Annotated in this window: 23 protein-coding genes; 3 read left to right on the forward strand and 20 right to left on the reverse strand. The window is 30.1% G+C overall.

Features of this window, described 5'->3' with window-relative positions; translation table 11 throughout:
• Window positions 1-89 precede the first annotated feature (89 nt).
• Window positions 90-1,229 carry a glycine cleavage T C-terminal barrel domain-containing protein gene (locus AC5SLZ_RS04185; protein ID WP_494615065.1) on the forward strand — a complete coding sequence of 380 codons (1,140 nt, stop codon included), beginning with the start codon at window positions 90-92 and terminating at the stop codon, window positions 1,227-1,229.
• Here AC5SLZ_RS04185 and AC5SLZ_RS04190 read toward each other — a convergent pair.
• The 18 genes from AC5SLZ_RS04190 to AC5SLZ_RS04275 form a co-directional block, all read right to left on the reverse strand.
• Entirely contained in the window at window positions 1,226-1,993 is a 768-nt protein-coding gene (locus AC5SLZ_RS04190) for an ABC transporter permease (RefSeq protein WP_494615066.1), read from the reverse strand. The genes AC5SLZ_RS04185 and AC5SLZ_RS04190 overlap by 4 nt on opposite strands.
• Window positions 1,983-2,918, reverse strand: coding sequence for an ABC transporter ATP-binding protein (locus tag AC5SLZ_RS04195; protein WP_028036776.1), 936 nt, complete (start codon window positions 2,916-2,918; stop codon window positions 1,983-1,985). Before AC5SLZ_RS04195 ends, AC5SLZ_RS04190 begins: the two co-directional genes overlap by 11 nt.
• Before the next feature lie 102 nt (window positions 2,919-3,020).
• Window positions 3,021-4,463, reverse strand: coding sequence for a sodium:solute symporter family transporter (locus tag AC5SLZ_RS04200; RefSeq protein ID WP_494615067.1), 1,443 nt, complete (start codon window positions 4,461-4,463; stop codon window positions 3,021-3,023).
• 200 nt (window positions 4,464-4,663) lie between these two features.
• On the reverse strand, window positions 4,664-4,957 hold the full coding sequence (locus AC5SLZ_RS04205) for a hypothetical protein (protein ID WP_028036774.1): 294 nt from the start codon (window positions 4,955-4,957) through the stop codon (window positions 4,664-4,666).
• 2 nt (window positions 4,958-4,959) lie between these two features.
• Entirely contained in the window at window positions 4,960-5,466 is a 507-nt protein-coding gene (locus AC5SLZ_RS04210; protein ID WP_028036773.1) for a pentapeptide repeat-containing protein, read from the reverse strand.
• Between the two features lie 58 nt (window positions 5,467-5,524).
• Complete coding sequence (locus tag AC5SLZ_RS04215; protein ID WP_028036772.1) at window positions 5,525-6,106, reverse strand: NAD(P)H-dependent oxidoreductase; 582 nt, start codon at window positions 6,104-6,106, stop codon at window positions 5,525-5,527.
• A 9-nt stretch (window positions 6,107-6,115) separates the two neighbouring features.
• Window positions 6,116-6,823 (reverse strand): cytochrome c biogenesis protein CcdA, encoded by a 708-nt coding sequence (locus AC5SLZ_RS04220; protein WP_028036771.1) that lies wholly within the window; start codon window positions 6,821-6,823, stop codon window positions 6,116-6,118.
• Entirely contained in the window at window positions 6,824-9,514 is a 2,691-nt protein-coding gene (ppc, locus tag AC5SLZ_RS04225) for a phosphoenolpyruvate carboxylase (protein ID WP_494615069.1), read from the reverse strand. It lies immediately after the preceding gene.
• Window positions 9,489-10,400 carry an SMP-30/gluconolactonase/LRE family protein gene (locus tag AC5SLZ_RS04230; protein WP_494615070.1) on the reverse strand — a complete coding sequence of 304 codons (912 nt, stop codon included), beginning with the start codon at window positions 10,398-10,400 and terminating at the stop codon, window positions 9,489-9,491. Before AC5SLZ_RS04230 ends, ppc begins: the two co-directional genes overlap by 26 nt.
• Window positions 10,393-11,565, reverse strand: a complete 1,173-nt coding sequence (locus AC5SLZ_RS04235; protein ID WP_028036768.1) for a mandelate racemase/muconate lactonizing enzyme family protein — start codon at window positions 11,563-11,565, stop codon at window positions 10,393-10,395. The genes AC5SLZ_RS04230 and AC5SLZ_RS04235 overlap by 8 nt, the downstream gene beginning before the upstream one ends.
• Window positions 11,566-11,571: 6 nt before the next feature.
• Window positions 11,572-12,414: a fumarylacetoacetate hydrolase family protein gene (locus tag AC5SLZ_RS04240; RefSeq protein ID WP_028036767.1), complete on the reverse strand. Its 843-nt coding sequence runs from the start codon at window positions 12,412-12,414 to the stop codon at window positions 11,572-11,574.
• A gap of 20 nt (window positions 12,415-12,434) precedes the next feature.
• Window positions 12,435-13,178, reverse strand: a complete 744-nt coding sequence (locus AC5SLZ_RS04245) for an SDR family oxidoreductase (RefSeq protein WP_028036766.1) — start codon at window positions 13,176-13,178, stop codon at window positions 12,435-12,437.
• Complete coding sequence (locus AC5SLZ_RS04250) at window positions 13,175-14,044, reverse strand: NAD(P)-dependent oxidoreductase (protein WP_028036765.1); 870 nt, start codon at window positions 14,042-14,044, stop codon at window positions 13,175-13,177. The genes AC5SLZ_RS04245 and AC5SLZ_RS04250 overlap by 4 nt, the downstream gene beginning before the upstream one ends.
• Window positions 14,044-15,360, reverse strand: coding sequence for a TRAP transporter large permease subunit (locus tag AC5SLZ_RS04255; protein WP_051348059.1), 1,317 nt, complete (start codon window positions 15,358-15,360; stop codon window positions 14,044-14,046). Before AC5SLZ_RS04255 ends, AC5SLZ_RS04250 begins: the two co-directional genes overlap by 1 nt.
• 1 nt (window position 15,361) lies before the next feature.
• Window positions 15,362-15,931 carry a TRAP transporter small permease subunit gene (locus tag AC5SLZ_RS04260; RefSeq protein ID WP_051348057.1) on the reverse strand — a complete coding sequence of 190 codons (570 nt, stop codon included), beginning with the start codon at window positions 15,929-15,931 and terminating at the stop codon, window positions 15,362-15,364.
• Between the two features lie 65 nt (window positions 15,932-15,996).
• Window positions 15,997-17,013 carry a TRAP transporter substrate-binding protein DctP gene (gene dctP, locus AC5SLZ_RS04265; protein ID WP_051348055.1) on the reverse strand — a complete coding sequence of 339 codons (1,017 nt, stop codon included), beginning with the start codon at window positions 17,011-17,013 and terminating at the stop codon, window positions 15,997-15,999.
• 127 nt (window positions 17,014-17,140) lie between these two features.
• Entirely contained in the window at window positions 17,141-18,109 is a 969-nt protein-coding gene (locus AC5SLZ_RS04270) for a 2-hydroxyacid dehydrogenase (RefSeq protein WP_028036763.1), read from the reverse strand.
• A 1-nt stretch (window position 18,110) separates the two neighbouring features.
• Complete coding sequence (locus AC5SLZ_RS04275; protein ID WP_494615072.1) at window positions 18,111-19,886, reverse strand: IlvD/Edd family dehydratase; 1,776 nt, start codon at window positions 19,884-19,886, stop codon at window positions 18,111-18,113.
• A gap of 59 nt (window positions 19,887-19,945) precedes the next feature.
• Between AC5SLZ_RS04275 and AC5SLZ_RS04280 the strand changes: the two genes are divergently transcribed.
• Together AC5SLZ_RS04280 and AC5SLZ_RS04285 are read left to right on the forward strand one after the other, a co-directional pair.
• Window positions 19,946-21,451, forward strand: coding sequence for an altronate dehydratase family protein (locus AC5SLZ_RS04280; RefSeq protein WP_028036761.1), 1,506 nt, complete (start codon window positions 19,946-19,948; stop codon window positions 21,449-21,451).
• 32 nt (window positions 21,452-21,483) lie between these two features.
• Window positions 21,484-22,365 (forward strand): DMT family transporter, encoded by an 882-nt coding sequence (locus AC5SLZ_RS04285; RefSeq protein WP_494615074.1) that lies wholly within the window; start codon window positions 21,484-21,486, stop codon window positions 22,363-22,365.
• Here the strand turns inward: AC5SLZ_RS04285 and AC5SLZ_RS04290 are convergent.
• Together AC5SLZ_RS04290 and AC5SLZ_RS04295 are read right to left on the reverse strand one after the other, a co-directional pair.
• Window positions 22,355-23,392: a Gfo/Idh/MocA family protein gene (locus AC5SLZ_RS04290; RefSeq protein WP_494615075.1), complete on the reverse strand. Its 1,038-nt coding sequence runs from the start codon at window positions 23,390-23,392 to the stop codon at window positions 22,355-22,357. The genes AC5SLZ_RS04285 and AC5SLZ_RS04290 overlap by 11 nt on opposite strands.
• Before the next feature lies 1 nt (window position 23,393).
• Window positions 23,394-24,377 carry an aldose epimerase family protein gene (locus tag AC5SLZ_RS04295; RefSeq protein ID WP_494615076.1) on the reverse strand — a complete coding sequence of 328 codons (984 nt, stop codon included), beginning with the start codon at window positions 24,375-24,377 and terminating at the stop codon, window positions 23,394-23,396.
• Between the last annotated feature and the right edge of the window lie 2 nt (window positions 24,378-24,379).

Consider the following 24,379-nt stretch of genomic DNA (forward strand, 5'->3'; position numbering starts at 1 on the left):
TAAATATAGATTCCCTCTAATTTTTTAATAGCCCTTAATTGGGCTATTTTTTCTTTGAAAACTTAGAAATAGGCTGTTAATTATCAAAAATGAGTAATAAAAATTTTGGTTTTGGTACACAAATTAGAAAGTCTCCTTACTTTGACTCCACTGTCAAATGGGGTGCTACAGGATTTTCAGTTTATAATCATATGTATATTCCAAGGGATTTTGGGAATCCTGAGCAAAATTTCTGGAACTTAATTGAAAAAGCTATTCTTTGTGATGTAGCAGTCGAAAGACAGGTTGAGATTACTGGTCCCGATGCATACAAATTTACACAATTATTGACACCTAGAGATTTATCAAAACTTGCTATTGGGCAATGCAAATATGTTTTAATTACAAATAATGAAGGTGGTATTTTAAATGATCCAGTATTATTAAGATTAGCTGAAAATCATTTTTGGTTATCACTTGCAGATAGTGATATTTTATTATGGGCACAAGGTGTTGCAGTAAATTCAGGTTTTGATGTTCAAATTAAAGAACCAGATGTTTCTCCATTACAACTTCAAGGGCCAACATCAGGTGAAATAATGGTCAAACTTTTTGGAGAAGAAATTAAAAATTTAAAATACTATTGGTTAAAAGAATATGATTTAGATGGAATACCTTTGATTGTTTCTAGAACAGGTTGGTCAAGTGAACTTGGTTATGAAATATATTTAAGAGATGCTTCTAAAGGAAATGAATTATACGAAAAAATAATGCTAACTGGTAAGCAACATGGATTGCAGCCAGGTCACACATCCTCTATTAGAAGAATTGAAGGCGGAATGCTTTCATATCATGCTGATGCAGATATCAATACTAATCCATTTGAGCTAGGATTAGATCGTTTAATAAATTTAGACGAAGATATTAATTTTATTGGAAAGGAAGCGTTAAAAAAGATTAAACAAGAAGGAATAAAAAGAAAACAAGTTGGTATCGAAATAAATTGTGACCCTTTAAAATCACCAAATACAACTTTTTGGAAAATTACAAAAGATAATGTTGATATTGGTAAAGTTACATCTGCAGTTTACTCTCCTAGACTAAAAAAAAATATTGCTTTAGCTATGATTTCAGTTGAACAATCAGAAATAGGAAATGAGTTTAAAATAACTACAAATGAGGGTGTGTTTGATTGTATTGTTGTTGAAAAACCTTTTTATGATCCAAAAAAGAAAATAGCTAGTAATTAAGATTTAATATTATAACCTTTTTTAAGAATATACGAAACTGCTGTTATACAAATTATCAAAAATACCATCATTGAACTGATACTTTTCCAAATATTAAAATCAGCTACACCGTAAAAAGAAAATCTTAAGCTATCAATTAAATAAACTACTGGATTAAAATAAGATATTGTTTGCCAAAAAGGTGGTAGCATATCAAGGGAGTATAAACTTCCTCCTAAAAACACCATTGGTGTGATTACTAATGATGGGATGATAGACATTTGTTCAAAGTTTTTACTAATAACTCCAATTAAAAATCCAAATAATGCAAAAGTAAATGAGACTAAAACTAATAGAAATATCATTAACATTGGATATTTAACAGTCACATCAGCAAAAAATGATGCTGTAATAAAAATTACCGTTCCAACCATTAAAGTTTTTGTAGCTCCTGCCCCAACAAAAGCGAGGACTGTTTCAAGTGTTGATATAGGTGCTGCTAAAATTTCGTTAATTGTTCCATTAAATTTTGGAAAAAATATTCCAAATGAAGTATTACTTATTGATTGAGTTAATAAAGTTAGCATTAACAGGCCCGGAACAATAAACGATCCATAACTAACACCATCAATCTTTTCAATATAACCCCCAATAACTGAACCAAAAACTACAAAATATAATGATGTAGATATTACTGGCGAAAGAATAGACTGACCGATTGTTCTTATAAATCTATTCATCTCATGAACATAAATAGCTTTGAAGCCATAATAGTTAAATTTCATTATTTTCCTTTACCAAATTAACAAATATTTTTTCCAGAGTACTTTGTTCTGTTTTTAAATCTTTTAATTTTAATCCAGTGTCTTTTAAATCTTGTAACAAATCAGTAATACCAGTTTTTTTAGCTTGTACATTGTAAGTATAAATTAAAGATATGAACTCTTCACCTATTTCAAGATTATATTTAAGTAAATTCTCAGGGATATTTGTAATTTTTTCTTGTAATTCAACAGTTAATTTTTTATGACCCATTTTCTTGATTAATTCTTTTTTATCTTCAACAATAATAATTTCACCTTGATTTATAACAGCCACACGATCAGCTATGGCTTCTGCTTCTTCAATATAGTGTGTTGTTAAAATAATTGTGACTCCAGTTTTTCTAAGATCATCAACAACCATCCACATGTCTCTTCTAAGTTCTACGTCAACACCAGCAGTTGGCTCGTCAAGAAATAGTATCTTAGGCTCATGAGATAAAGCTTTAGCAATTAAAACTCTTCTTTTCATTCCACCAGATAATTGTCTCAATCTTTGGTCTTTTTTGTCCCACAAACTTAAATCTTTTAAAATTTTTTCAATATGTTCAGGCTTCGGTGCTTTTCCATGCAGTCCCCTGGAGTAAGACACTGTGTCAAACACAGTTTCGAAAGACTCTAAATTTAATTCTTGGGGAACAAGTCCTATTATTGATCTTGTCTCTCTATAGTCTTTTATAATATCAAAATTATCTATTGTGACTGTACCTGAAGATGGTTTAACAATTCCACAAATAATACTAATTAAACTTGTTTTACCAGCACCATTGGGTCCAAGCATAGCAAGGATTTCGCCTTGTTTTACTTTGAGGCTGACATTATTAAGTGCCTTGAAGCCATTATCGTAGACTTTTGAAAGATTGTTAATGCTTATTTGAATTTCAGACATTTGGGATTGATAGTTATATAGAGGTTATTTATTGAATTTCAATAAGATATAAATAACAGTGAAAAGAGACCATAAAAATGGTCTCTTAATATAATCTAGATATTAGTTTTTTTTTATTAAAAGTATTATCGCTGGAAAAAAAGTTGCTACTACAAAAGATAAAAACAACAAAGATTGTGTAACAAATGGAGCAAATAAATCTTTAGACATTAGCACACCAACAAGTAAACTTTTTGAAAAATCTGGAAATGGAAACAATAGAAAGCCACCAATTAATCCTATAATAATTGCAACATATGCGACTTTTTCATTTACTCCTTTATTATAAAAACTATAAAAAACTGTGTACACAAACGCACAACAAAATAAATCAGCTAGTAAAAATAAATACAAAATATCAAAACCTTTTGAAGCAATAAAGAATGAAACTAAGGATATGGCAATTATAAAATATTTTGATAATTTTAGATAATCTGTATTTTTATTAAGTTTAAATGTTGCTTTTCCATCCACCACAAATAAGCTGGATATTGCATTAACTAAAGTATCAACAGTCGAAATTGTAAGCGATAATCCAAGTATAATTATTAATAAAGATAGAGTTTGCGTTTGCTCCTTTAGTAATAACGTAAAAAAACCTAAATCAGGTCTTTGACTAGGATCTATAGAAAAAGACACCATTCCAGTAAATCCCATGAAAAAAACTACTGGCACAATTATAAAAAAAGAAATTAACAAACTTTGTTTAAGAATTTGGTAATTTTTTGCAGCATATACTCTTTGCCAATTCCCTTGGTGAAATAAATTAGTTGCTGCTACAGCTATAAAAAAAGTTAGTCCAGCAGTGTAACTTGGTGCATAGGAGCCACTTAATAATTGGGGATTTTTTTGTTCTATAAACTCAAATGAAAAATTATTTCCAGTATTAGATAAAATATAAATTATTGAAATTAACAAAAGTATACTGATCACGATCATTTGAATATTATCTGTGAAAATAGATGCTCTCAAACCACCATATAGTGTGTAGGTTAATGTTGCTAAAAGTACTATTAATGCAGTAATCCATAATTCTGTACCTGATATATAGTTTATTAACACAGATACTGCTGTTACTTCTGCACACAAAAATATGAACATATAAAATATAGTCATTAACAAAATCAGTTTAAACAAACTCTTTCCAAATTTTTTTCTCATAAATTCTATGAGTGATGATCCTTTTGGAAATTCAGTTCTAATTTTTTTTCCAAAATAGATTAAAAAAATCATTGGAAAAGCTGTACCAAGTGAATATCCTAAAACAGCACCTATTCCACCCCATGTAGCTGCTGCAGCTGGACCAAATAAAATCCATGCTCCTAATGCGGAGGCAACCAAACTTGTAGTTAATGAGAATAAACCTACGTTTCTATTTGCTGTAAGATAATTGTTTATACCTTTGAATTTTCTTGAGTGATATAGCCCTAGCACCGTAAAAATTAAGCTTATAACTATAACTATTAATAATGATGTTGATTGACTTATTAAGTGTGTATTATCCATTGTTCTCCCTTTCTGAATTACCGGACAGGTTCTTAGGGTTTAATCTCAGTCTATCTAGACACCCCTTTAATTAACAAATAGTATATTTTTACCCTTTATGAAAGGTTTTTTTTATATCAAATGTTTCTCTATTAAATAATAAAGAGTAAAAATTATCAAAGACAAACAAATGATTATAAAAACTCTCTCTTGATTGCTCATTATTGTTGGCTTTTATGATTCATTATCTCAATCATACATTGAGTTGCATAGTCTCGCCATTCTGATGAATTTTTTTTTTTAAGATTGTTTAGATGATCTCGATTACTTTTAATGTCATCTTGATGTTTTAATTTATCAGCACCATTAAGATTAGCTTCCATACTTGATAAATTTGTCTCCATTGCTTTTATCCATTCATTACCAAGCTCAACACATTTTTGATCATCTTTTTCATCACAAATCTGTTTAAAAAAATTGAATATTACATCGTCAGTTTTGATAGCAGTATTCATGACTACTTATTACAAGTGCCTATTGATCCTGGACCACACGTTTCACCACTAGTCCATGTCGCGCCAATTAAATTAGCACCATCAAAATTAGCATTGGTAATGTTAGAAGAGGTAAAATTAGCTTCCATTAGATTTGCATTTTGAAAATTTGACTCTATTAAAGTGGCACCCATAAAATCAACTCTTGTCAAATTTGAACCTGTAAAATTTGTTTTTTCAAAATTTGCTCCTATAGAGATTGTTTCATATAAATTTGCTCTTACAAAAGTAGATTCAGGAAAAGTTCCAAATGACAAATTTGAATTCATCATGATACTCTTATCAAAATTTACTTGAATAAAACTTGCAAATGAAAGATTTGAATTAGGTAAGTAACTTCCTTGCAAATCTTGAGCATCTGAAAACCTACAATTTGAGTAATCTACTCCATCAGTCAATGGATCGTCACATCCTGCATTGCTATTAGTAAAAAAAAACAAACTTAAAATTATAAAAAGAAATATTCTCATATCTTATGTTAACAAAATAAATTTAATTAGACAAATAATTGTAAAAATATCTATTTATTTAGGCTAAATTATGAATTTGTTCTTCAGCCTCTTTGATTGATTTTTCATAGTCTAATGCCATTTGGTCAGCACTAACTACATCAACCTTTTCTATGCCAAAAAAATTTAATATGTATTTTAACCATGGTGTTAAGAAATCTTCCTTAGAGTTTAATTTGGTTCCTCCAGAAGTAATCACTAAATATGCGCGTTTATTTTTTAATAATCCTTCTCTTCTTCCATCGGGTTTAAATCTAAAAGTTTCTCCTACTCTAGCAGCTAAATCAGACCATGCTTTTAACGTTGCTGGAGGACCATAATTATAAATTGGGGCTGAAATTATAATAATGTCACTCTCTTTTAATTCAGAAACAAGTTTATCTGACAGACTAAACATCTTTTTATGTTCTTCTGTTTGATCTTTTTCGTCAATTTTCATACCAGACTCAGTGAGACCACTCACAAAAAGCATTTCATCATCTAGATCTCTATAAACAACCTCGTCCTCAGGTTTTTTAATTTTATCTAATACTTTTTTGGCTAATGCTCTTGAAGTAGAACCTTTTTTTCTAGCGCTTGAATCTATTTGATAAATTTTCATAAATTATTATTAACCGAAATTTTGCATAAATGGAAAAATTTTAATTATGTAGAAACCAATTGCCTGCAGTTGATTTGTTAAAATTAATATACCTGTAACTAAAAGAATAATTCCACCAGATTTGGATATAAGATTAATATTTTTCTTAAAATTTTTAGAAAATAATAAAAATTTTTGAATTAAATACCCTGAAAGTATAAAGGGGATTGCAAGACCAATAGAATAAAAACTCAATAACATAATAGCTTTTGATAAAGTTTCCTCTATAGAAGCTAAAGCTAGTATTGAACCTAAAATTGGACCAATACATGGTGTCCACCCAAATCCAAAAGCCAACCCTATTAAATAGGGAAATAAGATGTGTTGTGATTTCTTTGCTTCAAATCTTTTTTCCAAGTTCAAATAACCAATATTTATTAATCCGATTAATTGTAGAGAAAAAATTATTATTACAATACCTGCCAGCACCCTTAATATTTCTGAATTTTGCAAAAGTGTTTGACCTAAAAAGGATGCTGAAGCTCCCAAGATAATAAATACAGTTGAAAATCCAAAACAAAATAAAATTAAAGGTAAAACATCTATTTTTTTTGATTTTAAAATTTCTTGTAATGATTGCCCTGAAATAAAAGAAACATATCCAGGTATCAAAGGTAAAACGCATGGGGACAAAAAACTAATAAGTCCTGCTCCAAAAGCTATTAATAATTCAATCATTTAACCTGTGTTTTTCATAGCAGCAGAAATTCCAGCAATTGAAGTCATTAAAGAATCTTCTAAAAATTTTTTATCTAATTTTTTATATTTTTTATTTGTTAATTTATTCATTATATCAGATTGCAATATGTTTAACATTTCTGTGTAATTATTTCTTATAAATAATGCTTTTCTAAATTCTTTTCTCTCTTTTACTACATCTTTGGGAGTAATTTTATTATGTAACTTCACCAGTGCATTAAATTGAAACCTTAATTTTTTTCCAATTCTTTTTAAAGATTCATCTGCTAAATTTTTTTCATAAATTACTGAGATTTCAGTATCTACTTTTGAAATTACCATGTCCAAAATATCCATAGTTGACACAAAATATGGCCAATTTCTTTCCATGTCTGTTAGTGTTTTGGAAAATTTTTTTATTGAACCATATCTCAATGCTTCTGTTGTTCCAAGCCAAGCAGGCAACATTAATCGTATTTGAGTCCATGCAAATACCCAAGGTATAGCTCGTAGGCTTTGTATGTTATCAACATTTTTTCTTTTAGTTGGTCTTGATCCTATCGCAAGTTTTCCAAGTGATTTGTGAGGAGTGACTGTTTTAAAGTATCTTATAAAATCTTCACTTTGGTTTAAATATTTTCTATAGGCTGAAGTCGATATTTCAGACATTTTCTGGATTAACTCTCTCCAATTTTTTTTTGATCTTGGAGGAGGGTTTAACGATGCATCCATCACTGCACCAATGTAACTACAAAGATTGTATTCTGCCAGAGGTTTGTATCCATATTTTTGTTGAATTACTTCGCCTTGATCCGTAATTCTAATTTTCCCATTTACAGTATTTGAAGGTTGAGATTTTAATGTTGCTTGTATAGGTCCTCCTCCTCTTCCAGCAGAACCACCTCTGCCATGGAAAAAAACTAAATCTATTTTATATTTTTTAGCTAGATTTCTAAGCTCTTCTTGAAGCTTGTATTGATGCCAACTTGCAGATAGTTTTCCTGCATCTTTGCTAGAATCTGAATAACCAATCATTACTTCCTGCTGATTGTTTATGAGTTTTCTATACCAAGATAATTTAAAGAGATTTTCCATTACATCTTTTGCATTTTTTAAATCATCTAATGTCTCAAAAAGTGGAACTACTCTTAGTAAATTCTTAATTTGAGCTTGTTTTTGCAAAAAATAAACTGATAAAATATCTGAAGCTTTTGAAGTCATTGATATTACATAAGCACCAAGACATTGAGCTGGCTCTTTAGAAATCTGTTTAAAAGTATCCCAAACCTCTTTGTTTTCTTTATCTCTAATATTTATTTTATCTAAAAAATATTTTTTTTGTTTAATTAAAGAATTTAGTAAATTTATTTTTTTATTTTCAGATAGTTTTAAGTAATTAGTTTTATATTTATTTTTTATTGCATCATTTATCAATTTTTCATGACGTGAAGACTCTTGTCTTATATCTAATTTTGCAAGATTAATTCCAAAACATCTAACTCTTCTAATCAAATCTAATAGATCTGAATTTCCCACATGTTGTCCACGATTTAAATTTAATGAGTCCCTTATATCTCTTAATGGTTCTAAAATTTCATTTTTACTTTGTAATAATTTACTTTCATCAAGTGATATATTTTTATTTAAATGTCTCTCTATTATTTGGTGAGTTCTTCTTATTTTATCTCTCGTAGGTCTTAAATATACTCTGTATGGCTCAAAAGTATTTCCAACTACTCGTCTGATCTTTTGAGAACATTCTTTCATTGATAGGTCTTGAATTAATTTAGTTAATTCTTTTTCATACAATTTAGCAGCTTGCCATCTAGAAAATAAAATTACCTTTTTAGTAACTTCGGCTGTTACATTAGGGTTGCCGTCTCTATCACCGCCCATCCACGATCCAAATTGAATAGGATTAAAAGTCCTTGGTAAATCTTTTTTTAAATTTTTTCTAAAAATATCATTTAATCTTTTGTAAACTTTGGGAATTGTATCCCACAAACTGTCTTCAATAATTGCCAAACCCCATTTTGCCTCATCTAATGGAGAGGGTTTTGATCTTTTAAGTTCATCAGTTTTCCATATTATTGTGATTTCGGTATAAAGTTTTCTGTCTATTTCAATAATTTTTGATGGATACTTTTTATACAAATGTCTCTGTTCCATTAAATCAATTAAATTGGCGTATTTCTGAATCAATGTTCTTCTTTTTACCTCAGTTGGATGGGCGGTTAGAACAATGCCAATATCTAAATTTTTAGCTTGTTCGTATATTTTATTATTAGAAATATTTTTATCCTTAAAAAGTCCATTAATTATGTCTTCAATAAATATATTTTGATTTTTATCTTTAAAGAAAGGATTGTCATATTCATTTAGTTTTCGTGATGCATCTAATGACTCTGCAAGATTCATTAAATTTAGAATATGAGAAAATGCTCGAGTAATTTTGAAAGTTTGTTTGGGTGGTAGTTTTTTAATTTCTTTAGATATTTTTGAAAAAACTTTTCTTTTATTTTTATCTAATAATGTATTTTTAGATAATAATCTTAATCTCTCTACAATCTTAAAAAAACCAATACCTTCCTGATCTTTTATAACTCTTCCAAGAAATGTTCCTAATAACCTTATATCTTCTCGTAAAAGTTTTGTAGGAATTCGCTCATAATAAAGATCTCTTTTTTTCATCAGCTATAATAAATTTTTTTTGTAAAATTCCCTTCGAGTTAGTTTTTACACTAAATAAGAAACCTGAATATCTAAATTTTTGCAGATCAGCTCTGTTCATACCTTTTGTTGCTGAAGTAATAAAAATTTCATTATTTTTTTGTCCACCAAATGTACAATTAGTTATATTTTTTGCTGGCAAATTAATTCTATGAATTAATTTAGCATTTTTATTAAATACTGAAACACAAGCGCCATGAAAGTGTGCTACCCAAAGATTTTTGTCTCTATCCAAAGTCATACCATCTGGTGATCCATCCTTTGGTAAAAATTTTTTAAATATTTTTTTATTAATAATTTTATTTTGATTATTAATTTTTATTTTATAAATTATCTTTTTTGAACTATCGGTGTGATAAAAATTATTTTCATCTATAAATGCTGGTCCGTTAGTAATTCTATAATTCTTATCGACTTTAGTTAAATTTAAGTTCTTATCTAATTTATAAAGTGAGCCTTTTTCAATTTTTCTTTCTAGATTGTCCATAGTTCCAAACCATAAATTTCCTTTTGGATCAGTTTTTCCATCATTAATTCTATTTAATTTAATACCCTGTTCGATTAAAATACTTTTTATTATTTTTTTTGTTTTTATATTTTGAATTCTTAATTCACCTTGAAGACCCAAGATAAAGATATTATTTTTAATATGAGCCAAAAAACCAATTTCTTTATCAACTTTAAATTTTTTCTTTTTGTTATTTTTTGTATTTAAAGAGAAAAAATATTTTTTTTTAATGTCTACAAAGTAAATTGAATTATGTTCTTTAACCCAGAGAGTTCCTTCCCCAAGTTTACATCTTAATTTCCAGAGAACTTTAGGTTCAGTTGTTTTAATTTTATTCATTGACTTCAAATTCTTTAATAAAATCAAAGTTAGGGGTTATTCCTATTCCAGGATTATCTGATACAGACGCAAATCCTTTATTTTCTTTTACTTGATCTAGAATTGAAAAACTTTCAGTCGGAAGATCAGTGATAAAAATATTTTTTTCTGTTGTGTCAAACTCAAGCATTGATTTTGAAGGAAATAAACCTCCTGGCATATCAGGTTGAGCTATTAACAAATGTAGATTAGTTGCAATACTTACAGCAGATCCCCAGACATGGTTTACAACTGGTATAAAGTTAGCTTGTGCTAATGCAGATACTTTTAAATACTCAGTAATTCCACCTAATCCACAAACTTCTGGTTGAGCTATATCTATACATTTTTTTTTAATTAATTCATTCCATCCATATTTTGTAAACTCAGCTTCCCCTCCTGCAATATTTGTTTTGATTTTTTGCTTTAATTCTCTATAGCCATCATAATCTTCAGGCGCCACAGGTTCTTCAAACCAAAAAATATCAAGCTCATCTAAACCTCTACCAACAAATAAAGCATCATTTAGATTATATGCATGATTTGCATCTACCATTAGTCTAAAATCTTTTCCAACAACTTCTCTTACTGCTCTGACCAACTTAAGATCTTCAGTTGGTCCCAATCCAATCTTCATTTTCATAGCTTTAAAATTTTTAGATTTAATTTGGCTTGCTTCTTCTTTAAATAAATCAATTAATTCTGATGTAGATTTTTTTTGTAACATCATTCCATAACCATATACTGGAACTTGCTCATTACACTTTCCACCAATCAATTGGTAAAGAGGGCTTTTAGTTTTTTTTCCTAAGATATCCCATAGTGCAATATCAACACCAGACAATGCCTGAATTGGCATTCCTTTTTGCCCACTATCTCTTAAAAGATTATAAACTTTATGCCAAATGTGCTCTTTATTTAAAGGATTTTCGCCAATGATTAATGGTTGAATTACTTTTTCAACAATAAACTTGTTAGCTAAAGCAATATTACCAGGTCCAAAACATTCACCCCAACCTGTTATTCCTTCATCTGTTTGAACTTCTACAAGATGGGCAGTTCTAAATTTATAATATTGTTGTGAATACCCTAGTTCTTTTTCTAACTCATATTTAAGTACATGACTTTTAATAGAAGTTATTTTCACAATTTATTATATCGCAACTACTTTCGAGTTTTGCTCACCTAAGTTTTCTATTGATAATTTCATTGTGTCTCCAGCTTTCAAAAATTGCTGAGGTTTCATTCCCATTCCAACCCCTGGAGGTGTTCCAGTAGTAATAATATCACCAGGTTGTAATGACATAAATTTACTTACATAAGACACAATCACATTTACATTAAAAATCATTGTACTTGTATTACCTGTTTGCATTCTATTACTATTTACATCTAAGCTCATTTTTAAATTATTGATGTCTGATATTTCATCTTTTGTAACAAGATAAGGCCCAATAGGTCCATAGGTATCATGAGATTTTCCTTTTACCCATTGACCCATTTTTTCAATTTGCCATTCTCTTTCACTAACATCGTTAACTAAACAATATCCTAAAATATGATCTTGAGCTTTATCTTCTGAAATGTGTTTTGTATCTTTTCCAATTACAATTCCAAGTTCAACTTCCCAATCTAATTTTTTTGACCCTGAAACTATTTCAACATTATCATTAGGGCCAGTTATACAGCTAGTTGCCTTCATAAACATTATAGGTTCTGACGGAACTTCTGCTCCAGTTTCGGCAGCATGGTCAGAATAATTAAGACCTATTGCTACAAATTTTCCTGGTTTTGTAAGACATGAACCAACTCTTTCACTTGAAGATAGTTCTGGTAACGAAGATAAATCCACACTTTGTAATTTAGATATAGTTTCAAAATTTACATGATCAGGATTTAAATCTTTAATATGTGAACTTAAATCTCTAATCTTACCCTCTTTATCTAATGCTGCGGGTTTTTCATTTCCTTTTTGTCCTACTCTTAATAATTTCATAACTTTCCTTTTTTTATTAATTAAATTGAAATTCCACCGTCAACAGAAATAGTTGTTCCTGTTGTAAATGTTGCATCATCACCAGCTAAATAAACAGCTACAGCTGCAATTTCTTCTGCTGTTCCTAATCTTCCCATAGGCTGTCTAGCTATAAAATCTTTTTTGGCTTGAACTGGATCTGGGCTTTGATTAACTCTATCTTGCCAAGAAGGTGAAAACACTGTTCCTGGTGCTATAGAATTACATCTTATATTTTGCTTAACAAAATCGGCTGCTATTGATTTGGTTAAACCAATTACTGCTCCTTTTGTTGTGCCATATACAAATCTATTGGGAAATCCTTTTAAACTTGAAGCGCAAGATGAAACATTAATTATACTTCCTCCGTTTTGCTTAACCATTAAAGGTAAAATTGCTTTACACATTTGGTACATAGATTTGACATTTACATCAAAAGAAAAATTCCAGTCTTTTTCTTCACATTCAAGAATACTTCCATGATGAACAAATCCTACCGCATTAAATAAAACATCTACTTTGTCTAATGTTTTTATAAATTCTAAAATTGCTTCGTTATTTGTTGAGTCTAATGTTTGAACATTAATATTAGGATATTCTTTATTTAAATCAGCTAAGGTTTTATCGTTTAAATCTGTTGCTGTAACACTTGCTCCTTCATTATGAAAAGCAATTGCAGTTGCTTTTCCAATTCCCTGGCCAGCTGCTGTTACTATTATTTTTTTACCTTCTAATCTACCACTCATTTTTTATTTATCCTTTCAATTTCTTTATAAAGAGAACTATGGTCTGTTTCTCCATGTCCATTTTCAACAAGAGTTTTATACATTTCTTTAACTAAATTTGAAATAGGTAAATGAGTATTATGGCTATTTGCACACTCTAAAATGTTATTCATATCTTTTAAATGAACTGAAGTTCGACCTTTTGGAGTAAAGTCTTTATCAATCATTCTCTTTCCATGTGTTTGAAGAATTTTACTATCTGCCCAACCACCTGATAAGGCTTTGATCATTTTATTTGGGTTTGCTCCTGCTTTTTCACAAAGAGTTATGGCTTCTGCAACTGCTCCAATAGTTAATCCAACTATAATTTGATTTGCTAATTTAGAAACTTGTCCACTTCCAACTGGTCCTACTAAAGTTGGATTGCCCATAGCTTTTAAAACATTAAGAGCTTCATTAAAAACATCTTGTTCACCACCTACCATTATTGCTAATGAGGCCTCTTCTGCCCCAATAGTTCCTCCAGAAACAGGTGCATCTAAATATTTAATATTTTTAGATTTTAAATTATTACCATATTTAGTTGCTGTAGTAGGCTTAACTGAACTCATATCAATAACTGTAGCATTTGATTTTAAATTTTCTAAAAAATTAGAACTATCCATTACTTCATTAATTGCCGTATCATCAGTAAGCATAGTGATCACAACATCACTATTACTTACGACATCATCAATAGAAGTTGCGATTTCTGCACCAAATTCTTTTAAGGCTTCAGCTTTCTTTTGGGATCTATTGAAACCTTTTAAACTATAACCAGCTTTCAATAAGTTTTTTGCCATAGGTAGACCCATTAGGCCTATCCCAATAAAACCAATTTTTTTCATTATTTAGTGGGTTTGAACTCGTGGAAATTTTGTGTCGTAAATTCTGGAAAGAACATCACGCACGCTAAAACAATTAATTGAATTACTATGAAAGGACCAAATCCTCTAAAAATATCTGTCAATGAAATGTGAGGTGGAGTAACAGATTTTAAATAAAAAGCAGCTGGCCCAAATGGTGGGCTTAAAAATGAAACTTGCATATTTACACAAAATAGAATTCCAAACCAAATAGGGTCAAAACCAAGTGCTAAAACTATAGGTAAAAATACAGGCATTGCTAATAAAACAATCCCCACCCAATCCATAAATGCTCCTAGTATTAAAAACATTATTTGCATCATAAAGATTAGATACATAGGTTTTAAATCGTAGGCTAATATTGTTTCTGCAACATAAGTTGGACCACCTGCTAAAGAATAAGCTCCAGCTAAAGTAGTTGCTCCAAATGTAATTGTTAAAATTGTTCCAGAAGCCTTAAAAGTTCTAACTAATGCATCTTTAAATAAAAACCACGTTAACTCTTTTCTAAAAAAAATTATGATTAATGTTGCAACAACACCCATTCCTGCTGCTTCAGTAATTCCTGTTATACCAGAATAAATTGAACCCAAAACAATTACCACTATTCCAATTGGAGGAAGCAGACCTGGAAGGTAAGACATTTTTTCTTTAAAAGTTAATGGTGGTTCATCGCTTAATGGTGCTAAATGCGGCTGCAATCTTGTCCGAACTAAAATATAAGTAATTATTAAACCTGAGATCATTAAACCTGGAACTATTGCCTCTTGAAACAGCATCGTAATAGATGTTTGAGTTGTTAATCCATAAATGATTAAAACAATTGATGGCGGTATCATTGTTCCTAAAGAACCTGACGCACAAATAATTCCAATAGACATATCTTGGTCATATTTAAGTCTCAACATCTGAGGTAATGCAATCAAGCCTAGTAAAACTATTTCTCCTCCAATAATTCCACTCATCGCAGCCATAATTGTCGCCATGATAGCTGTTACGACACCAACACCACCTCTCGTTTTTCTTAACCATGCATTTAAAGCATCATACAAATCTCTAGCTATATTTGAGCGCTCAAGTAAGGAGGCCATAAATATGAATAAAGGAACAGATAAAAAAGAATAAGTTACAACAAGTGAATAATATCTTGAAAGTAAAATACCCATTGCATGTTCGCCAATATTTACAAATACAATAACTGCTGCCATAAAACCTGATGCAAAACCAAGTGGAACTCCAATAGCAATAAGTAATAGCAGTCCAAATATTACAATTAATGATAGCGTTCCTATATCCATTTTATTTTAAGTCTTTTGAGGGGTCGTATTGTTTTTCTTTTGGGTTTTTCCAATCTACTATTAAGTTATTTACTGATTGAACAGCGATAAGGAATACACAAATCAGTGTAAGCGGCTTCATGGTTGCAGGAATTGGAGGATCCCAAAAAGTTGCGAATCTTTCCCAAGTTACAAATGATCTATGTGCGTCTTCCCAACCTCCATAAATGACAGCAGCAGCAAAAATGACTATTACTAATGTGCTTATTAAATCAAAAATCCTTTGAGTTGGTCTTTCTACATAATCATACAACATCACAATTCTTATATGACTTCTAAGTCTTGTTGCATATATTCCGCCGACTAAATAAATAACTCCTGCTAACCACAAACATAGTTCATTTACCCACATAGTTGGCTTTTCCATAATATATCTCATAAAAATTTCATACATCATTACAATTACAATGACCGGGATTAAATATTTAATTGTATGGCTTATAAATAAAGTAATTCTATCTATCCAATTAATTGGGAAATCATCTTTGCTTGCAACTTTTTCTGTTTGTTCTTGTAAGGACTTATCAAGCATAATTTTTTAAATTTTGAAAAAGAAGGGCCTTTTCAGGCCCTTCAAGATTTTTCTGTATGCTATAATTATAGGATACCGTTAGCTTTCATGTAAGCTTTGTGCATTTCTATAAGTTGAGCAGCCTCAGGAGATTTTGTCTTCCAAGTTTCCCAAGCTTTTAATGCAGATGCTCTGAACTTAGCTCTCTCTGATGGAGCCCAGTCATGAAGAGTAACACCCATACCTGCTAATTGTTTAACAGCTTCAGCATTTTTTCTTTCAACTAAGCTAGTGATAGTTCTACCAGCAATTTCTATTCCAGCTTTCATAGCACCTCTTTCATGCTTCTTAAGTTTTTTCCAAACTTTAGAATTACAAGCTAAGTGATCAGCTGGCATAGAGTGGAAACCAGGATATGTAGCATATTTATTTTGCTCATAGTGTCCACCAGCAGTATTAGTTGCTAAACTAGAATAGTCAGCACCATCAATTAGACCAGTTTGTAAAGCAGTTGGAACTTCACCAAAATCCATTACGATTGGTTTAGCACCTAACTCAGCAAAGATCATACTTTCCATTCCTGGAGGTGATCTAAATTTAAAGTCTTTAATAGATGCAACATCTGGAATTGGAACACTTGAAATAAGCGACTCATGTCCAGGTATCCACCAACCAATAAGTGTCATTCCATACTTATTGTATAATGCATCAACTGCATCTTGAGCACCAGGGTACTTTAAGAAATCATATTGTTGATAAGGGTTATCGTATCCACCCATTACATCACCTGCAAATTGGAACGCAGCATTTTTACCAGTTTGGTAACCAGCACCTGTCATATCACAGTCAATAATTCCAGTTTGTGCAGAGTTAAATACTTCAGCAGATTTTCCTGAAACTGATGATGAGTAAAACATTTCTACTTTTAAGCTTCCGCCAGAAAACATTTCTACGTTTTTAGCGAACTGAGCTGCAACTTCACCGTTTGGTGAATTAGCAGTAAAGTGTGTTTCAATCTTTAATGTTTTTGCATTTGCAGAACCAAATAAAGCAACTGAAACAACAGCTACTGCAGCTATAGTTTTTGTTATTAATTTTAACATTATCTTCCTCTCGGTTATGTTTTTAATTATATAACTAAATCATATTTGATTTTAAATTACAAATAAAACGGTAATAATATGTGTATAGAAATTATATATATTAATTAAATAACAACTTTAAGTTGTGTTAGACTACTTCTGAGATAAGCGGTTTGTTTTCAAAAAAACAAAAAATATTATCAACAGCCATCATGCTCATTGCTAAACGAGTTTCATGAGTTGCACTTCCAACATGAGGTAAGACAAAACAATTATCAAGTTTCATGTATCTTTCATCAAGATTAGGTTCATTATTAAACACATCTAAACCTGCTGCATAAATTTTATTATTTTGAAGAGCTTCTATCAATGCATCATCATCGATAGTTGATCCTCTTGAAGTGTTGATAACGACAGCATGTTTTGGCAACAAACTAATTGTTGATGAATTTAAGATATGTTTAGTTTCAGATGTTGCTGGAGTATGGATACTTACAAAATCACATTCAGGCATCATTGATTTGACATCAGAAAAATATTTTGCACCATCTTCAAGATCTTCTGAAAGTTTATTTCTGTTGTAGTAAATTATTTTCATACCAAATGCTTTTGCGGATTTAGCAGCCATTCTACCAATTCGACCCATTCCTATTATACCAAGAGTTTTTCCTGTAACAGAATTTCCTATCATAAATTTAGTTAGGTCGGGTTTTTGATCTTTCCATGTTCCAGATCTTACAAGATTGTAAGCTTCACCTATCCTTCTTGATGCAGCTAAAATTAAAAGAATAGTTGTTTCAGCAACAGCTTCATTTAAAACATTAGGGGTATTTGTAACTTTAATTTTTTTACTTTCAGCTGATTTAACAGAGATGTTGTCGTAGCCCACTCCAACTTGAGCAATAATTTTTAATTTACCATTTAAATCTTTAAAAAACTCTTCTCCAATTTTATCAAACCCTGTTGAAATAAATCCATCGTACTCATTAGCCATTTTAACAAGATCAGCGTTTGGAATTGGCTCATCTTTTAAATTAAGAGTTACATCAAAATTTTTCTTTAATTTTTCTTCTGCTCCATCTGATAATTTTCTTGTTACTAGTATTTTTGGTTTCATATTAATGAGAATTTCTAGGTATACCTTTTTTAGTAGCTACATCTAAATACTGAGATCTAGATTTAATGCAAGCTCCATCTTCAAGTTGACCGACTGTATTTCTAAAAATTTCCTGCCATGGTGTTTGGTTATCAATTTTAAGAAGTTTCTTTTTCTTTCTTCTTTTTTTAAATTCTGATTGTGTGATTAATAGATCCACTCTTCTTTTATTAAGATCAATTGTCATTTTATCTCCAGTTCTAACAATAGCTAAATCACCCCCTACGGCAGATTCTGGTGAGACATGAAGAATAGATGGACTTTCTGAAGTACCACTTTGCCTTCCATCTCCAAGCGTCGGTAATGCATTAATCCCTTGCTTTAATAACTTATCTGGTGGCTGCATATTAACTACTTCTGCAGCACCTGGATAACCTACGGGTCCACAACCTCTAATAATTAGAATTGATTTTTCATCAATCTTTAATTTTTTACTATTTATTCTTTTATGATAATCCTCTGGTCCTTCAAACACTACCACTTTACCAGTAAAAACATTAGGTTTTTTTGGATCTGATAAAAATCTTTCTCTAAATTCTTTACTAATAACAGATGTTTTCATTACAGCTGTTGAAAAGAAATTACTTTTCATAACTAAAAATCCAGCTTTTTCTGTTAAGCATTCTTTGAAAGTTTTGATTACACTTCTATCTACTTCAATTTTTCTTTTTAAATTTTGACCAACATTTTTTCCCGATACTGTCATTATATTGGTATGAATTTTTTTATGTTTCATCAGCTCTTTCATAACAGCTGGAATTCCACCAGCTCTATAAAAACTTTCCATTAAATATTCGCCAGCTGGCTGACAGTTGGCAAGCAATGGAATTGCATGTCCTAATTTTTGCCAATTAGATAAATCAAATTTAATTCCCATGTGTTTTGCAATAGCAATTAAATGCGTGGTACAGTTGCTTGAAGCTCCTATTGCACTTGCAACTACAACTGCATTTTCAAATGCTTTACGTGTCATAATTTTTGATGGTTTTAAATCTTCGTGAACCATTCCAACAATTCTTTTTCCTGTTTCAAAAGAAATTTGCTCTCTTTCTCTGTAAGGTGCAGGTATAACCGCACATCCTGTTAAAGACATTCCTAAAGCTTCAGCAACTGAATTCATAGATGAAGCAGTTCCCATTGTATTGCAATGACCTATGCTTGGAGCAGAAGCAGATACCATATCCATAAACTCATCATAATTAATTTTTCCTTTTGACAGCAATCTTCTTGCTTCCCATATAACGGTTCCTGATCCAGATAACTTACCTTTGTAAACACCATCCAACATTGGTCCACCTGATAGAACAATTGCTGGAATGTTTACAGTTGCTGCTGCCATTAAAGCTGCTGGAGTAGTCTTGTCACAACCTGTTGTTAAAATTACTCCATCAATTGGATATCCATAAAGCACCTCAACCAAAGAAAGATAAGATAAGTTTCTATCTAACATTGCCGTTGGTCTTTTTCCCGTTTCTTGAATTGGATGTGTAGGAAATTCCATTGGAATACCTCCCGCTCTTCTAATTCCATCCTTTATTCTTTTACTTAAAGACTGAAAATGTCTATTGCATGGTGTTAAATCACTTCCTGATTGAGCTATACCAATGATTGGGTTACCAGATTGAAGTTCTTTTCTAGTTAAACCATAATTAAGATAACGCTCTAGATAAATTGCTGTTTGTTCAGGATCTTTTGGGTTATCGAACCACTGCTGACTTCTTAAATTCTTTTTTTTCATAGAAACAATCTAATAAAATTATTATGGCTTGTTTAAAATAATATTTATATAATAAATCTGTGAATAATCTAATAGTTTTAAATCAAAATGACAATGTTGGCGTAAGTCAATTTATAATCCCTGAAAAAACAAAAATAGAAGGGCATGATATAAGCACAATAGATCCAATTCCATTTGGTCATAAAGTTTGCTTAAAATCTATAAACAAAGGTGATCCTATTATAAAATATGATCAAATAATTGGTTTTGCTTTAGACAACATAAAACCAGGTGAGCATGTTCATTCACATAATCTAGAATTTAGAGAATTTAAAAGAGATTTTAAAGTAACTAATAAAAAGAATATTATTAATGAAAAAGCAGATACTTTTTTTAATGGTATCTTAAGAGATAATGGTGATGTAGCCACTAGAAATTATATTGGAATAGTAAGTACTGTTAATTGTTCTGCAACAGTGACTAAAATGATTGTAGAAAGAATTAAATACTCCAATATTTTAAAAGATTATCCGAACATTGATGGCATAGTTCCTATTACTCATTCTACTGGATGTGGAATGAATACAGAAAGTGAAGGTATGCAAATCTTTCAAAGAACAATTGATGGATTTAAAAATCATCCAAACTTTTCACATGTTTTTGTAATAGGTTTGGGATGTGAGTGTGCACAAGTAAGTTTGTTTGACGAGTCATTAAAAAAACATAACAGAATTCACTTCTTAACTATCCAAGATGAAGGTGGAACAAAAAAGATTGTGGAAAAAGTATTATCTCAAATTAAAAATTTGCTAGCTGAAGCAAATAAAGTTGAAAGAACATCTCAATCAGTAAATCATTTAACGCTCGCTTTGCAATGTGGAGGATCTGATGGATATTCAGGAATTACAGCAAATCCCGCATTAGGTATTGCTGCAGATCTTTTAGTTAAAAAAGGTGGGAGCTCAATATTATCTGAAACTCCTGAAATATATGGAGCTGAACACTTGCTAATTAATAGAGCTAACTCACAGGAGACAGCAGATAAATTAATAAAAAGAATTGAATGGTGGAAAAATTATACTTCAATTAATAATAGTTCGATGGATAACAATCCTGCACCTGGAAATAAAAAAGGAGGTTTGACTACAATTTTAGAAAAATCTTTAGGAGCAGTTGCTAAGGGAGGAAATTCTATACTCCAAGATGTATTAAATTATGCAGAGCCTCTAAAGAACAAAGGATTTAATTTTATGGACTCTCCAGGTTATGATCCCGTATCTGTCACAGGTCAAGTTGCTTCAGGTGCAAACGTAATCTGTTTCACAACTGGTAGAGGCTCTTGTTTTGGTTGTAAACCAGTTCCAAGTTTAAAACTTTCAACTAACTCTGCAATGTATGAAAAAATGACTGAAGATATGGATATAAATTGTGGAACTATTGCTGAAGGAAAAGAAAATGTAGAAGAAGTAGGACAAAAAATATTTGAACTAGTAGTGGATACAGCTTCAGGCAATAAATCAAAAAGCGAAATTAACGGCTATGGTGACGAAGAATTTAATCCATGGCAAGTTGGTGTTGTAATGTAAATATTATTTAAATATTTACTCAACTTATAAACATGACAGATACCAACAAAACCCCTCTACTAAAAATAGTTTTGTTATCTGCAACTGGCTTTTTTATGTTTGTGTGTATGGACTCTTTAGCTAAATTTTTAGGAGGAGTAATGCCAATAACTCAAGCTGTATGGGGTAGGTTTTTTTTTCATTTTATAGCATTGGGAATTTATTTTCTAATTTTTAAACCAAAGATAAATTTAAAAAAAAATTTTAAAATTCAAATTTTAAGATCTTTATTAATGGTCACAGCTACTTTTTTTATGTTTAATTCGTTACAAAGATTTGATTTAGTGGATATTTATGTAGTGTTTTTTTCTGCGCCATTAATTGTTGCAATGTTGTCAGCAATTTTTTTGAAAGATGTCTTGAGTCTTAAAGGTTTATTATTGATGGTAATGAGCTTTGGTTCTATCATATACTCACTTGGACCAAGCATGAAAGTTTTAAGTCCTGAATTAATTTTTCCACTTGTGCCTCCATTATGTTGGGCGCTTTATCAATTTTTTACTAAATTAATTTCTGGAAATAACGATCCTTTTGCTTCAATATTTTATACAGCAATTACCGGGGCTATTATTTTTACAATTTATGTATCATTAAATTGGGTTCCAATCGAAAAAAATAGCTATTGGTTACTTTTAATTTTATTAGGATTAGCTGGTTTTATAAGTCACTTCATGCTGATATATGCAATTCAATTATCAAATTTATCGTTTGTAACTAATTTTCAATATTCTCAGTTAGTGTGGTCTACAATAATTAACTTTATGATATTTGGTGTTCCAATTGATATTAATAAAATTTATGGGGTAATTGGAATAATTATATTTGGAATATTGTTCATTCGTACCGAAGGGAAAAAAAAGAAAATTAAAGTTTAATTTTTTTACCTGATTTAGCACTTTTAGTTATTGCGGCAAAAATTTTAAGAGAGATTAAACCATCATTCCCATTTACCTTTGGTTTAACTTTTTTCAAAACTACATCTGCAAAATGGTTGATTTGATTTACTAAAGTACTATCATCTTTTTTGTTTTTATCTTCATTAACTAAAATTTTATTCCACCAACTTCGTTCATTTTTATAAAACCAAAATTTTAAATTAGGAAATTGTAGTGAGCCCTTAGTGCCACCAATCATATATGCAGATTGATTGGTTACAGGGTAAGCAGGATTTTCTCCAGCTGTTAATTCATAACTCCATGGCGCAACGATAGTATCTGATAAATTTAAAGTACAAAGAGCTCCTGAATTAAAAACTAAACTAATTGTTGCAGTATCCTCTACTTTAAATTTTCTCGTTTTATTGGCTGTAAACGCTTGAACATATTTAATTGAACCAAGTAAATAACAAATCATATCAATATCGTGAACCAAGTTAATTCCTAAAGGACCCCCTCCTTTACTTATCCTCCATTTTTCTTTGTAATAAGTTTTGTGTTTATAAAGCCAGCACAACACATTTGCTGAAACTATATTTCCTAATTTACCTTTATCGATAAGCTCTTTTACCTTTGATACTATTGAATTATGTCTTCTGTGATACCCTATCAATAACGGGGTTTTATTTTTATTAGCACTACTAATAATCTTTTTAGCCGAATTAATGTTATCTGAAATAGGTTTTTCCAATAACACTGGAATTTTTTTCTTTAAAAAACCAACTGTATGCTTTTCATGTAATTGATTTGGGGTCGCAACAATCACTGCATTTAAATTTTTTGAGTTTAAAAGTTCATTTACATTTGAATATAATGGAATTTTAAATTTTTTTGATAAATTTTTAGCGGTATTACTAATATCTACTATTGAATGGAGATTAGCTTTTTTTGATTTTGAAATAGCCTTGATATGCTGAAGGCCCATTAAACCAGTTCCCACGATTGATATGTTTATTTTTTTATTCATTTTATGAAATATTTATTTTTGTAAAGTACTTATAAAGTTTATTTGGTTTAATTAAAGTAATAGGAAAATTTTTTTTATTAGGAGCATCTGGATAGTGTTGAGTTTCTAAACAAACACCTTGGTAAGGAGTGAGTTTATTTTTATATCTTAAACCTTGACTGGTATAGAGCTGTACTCCAGGAAGATTTGAATAAAAATCTAATTGGATATTAGTTTTTTTATTTTTTAATGAGGCTAAATAATTTTTGGAATTTTTTTTGACACAAAATGTTAAATCAAATCCTAATGCATTTATTTTATTTGATGTTCTCTTTATTTTTTTGTTTTTAATAATGTCTATTTTTTCTCCAATATTTTGGAACTTATTAAAGTCATTAATAGTGTTTTTAACTTTTTTAATTTTGCCTGTTGGGATTAATTTATTGGTTACTTCAAGATACTTTTCAGAATTAATTCTTAAATCATGGTTAAATATTGTTTCATTTTTATTTTTATTTAAATTCCAATAACTATGATTAGTTAAACTTACATAAGTTAATTGATTTGATTTATATTGGTATTTGATAAATAAACTTTTATTCTTGATTTCAAAAGTGCACTCTGAATTCAAATCTCCTGGAAAACCTTGGTCTAGATTTTTAGATAATAATTGATAGATAATTTTAGTTTTTGAATGATTTTGTATTTTCCATTCTAATCTATCAAATCCTATTTTTCCTCCATGTAGTGTATTTTTTCCCTCATTGTCATTGAGTTTATAAATCTTATTTTTAATCTTAAATCTTGAATTTGATATTCTTCCCGCATACCGACCACAAGTAGCACCTACATAAAAATTTTTACTACTATAATTTTTTTTAGGACCTAGATTTAAGATTATATTTATTTTCTTTTGCTTATCATAAACTTCATACAAACAAGCACCAATATTAATTGATTTAATCCTTAAATACTTATTTTCTATCGTAGAACATTGTACCCTCACAA

The organism is Candidatus Pelagibacter sp. PS_06, assembly GCF_059418045.1.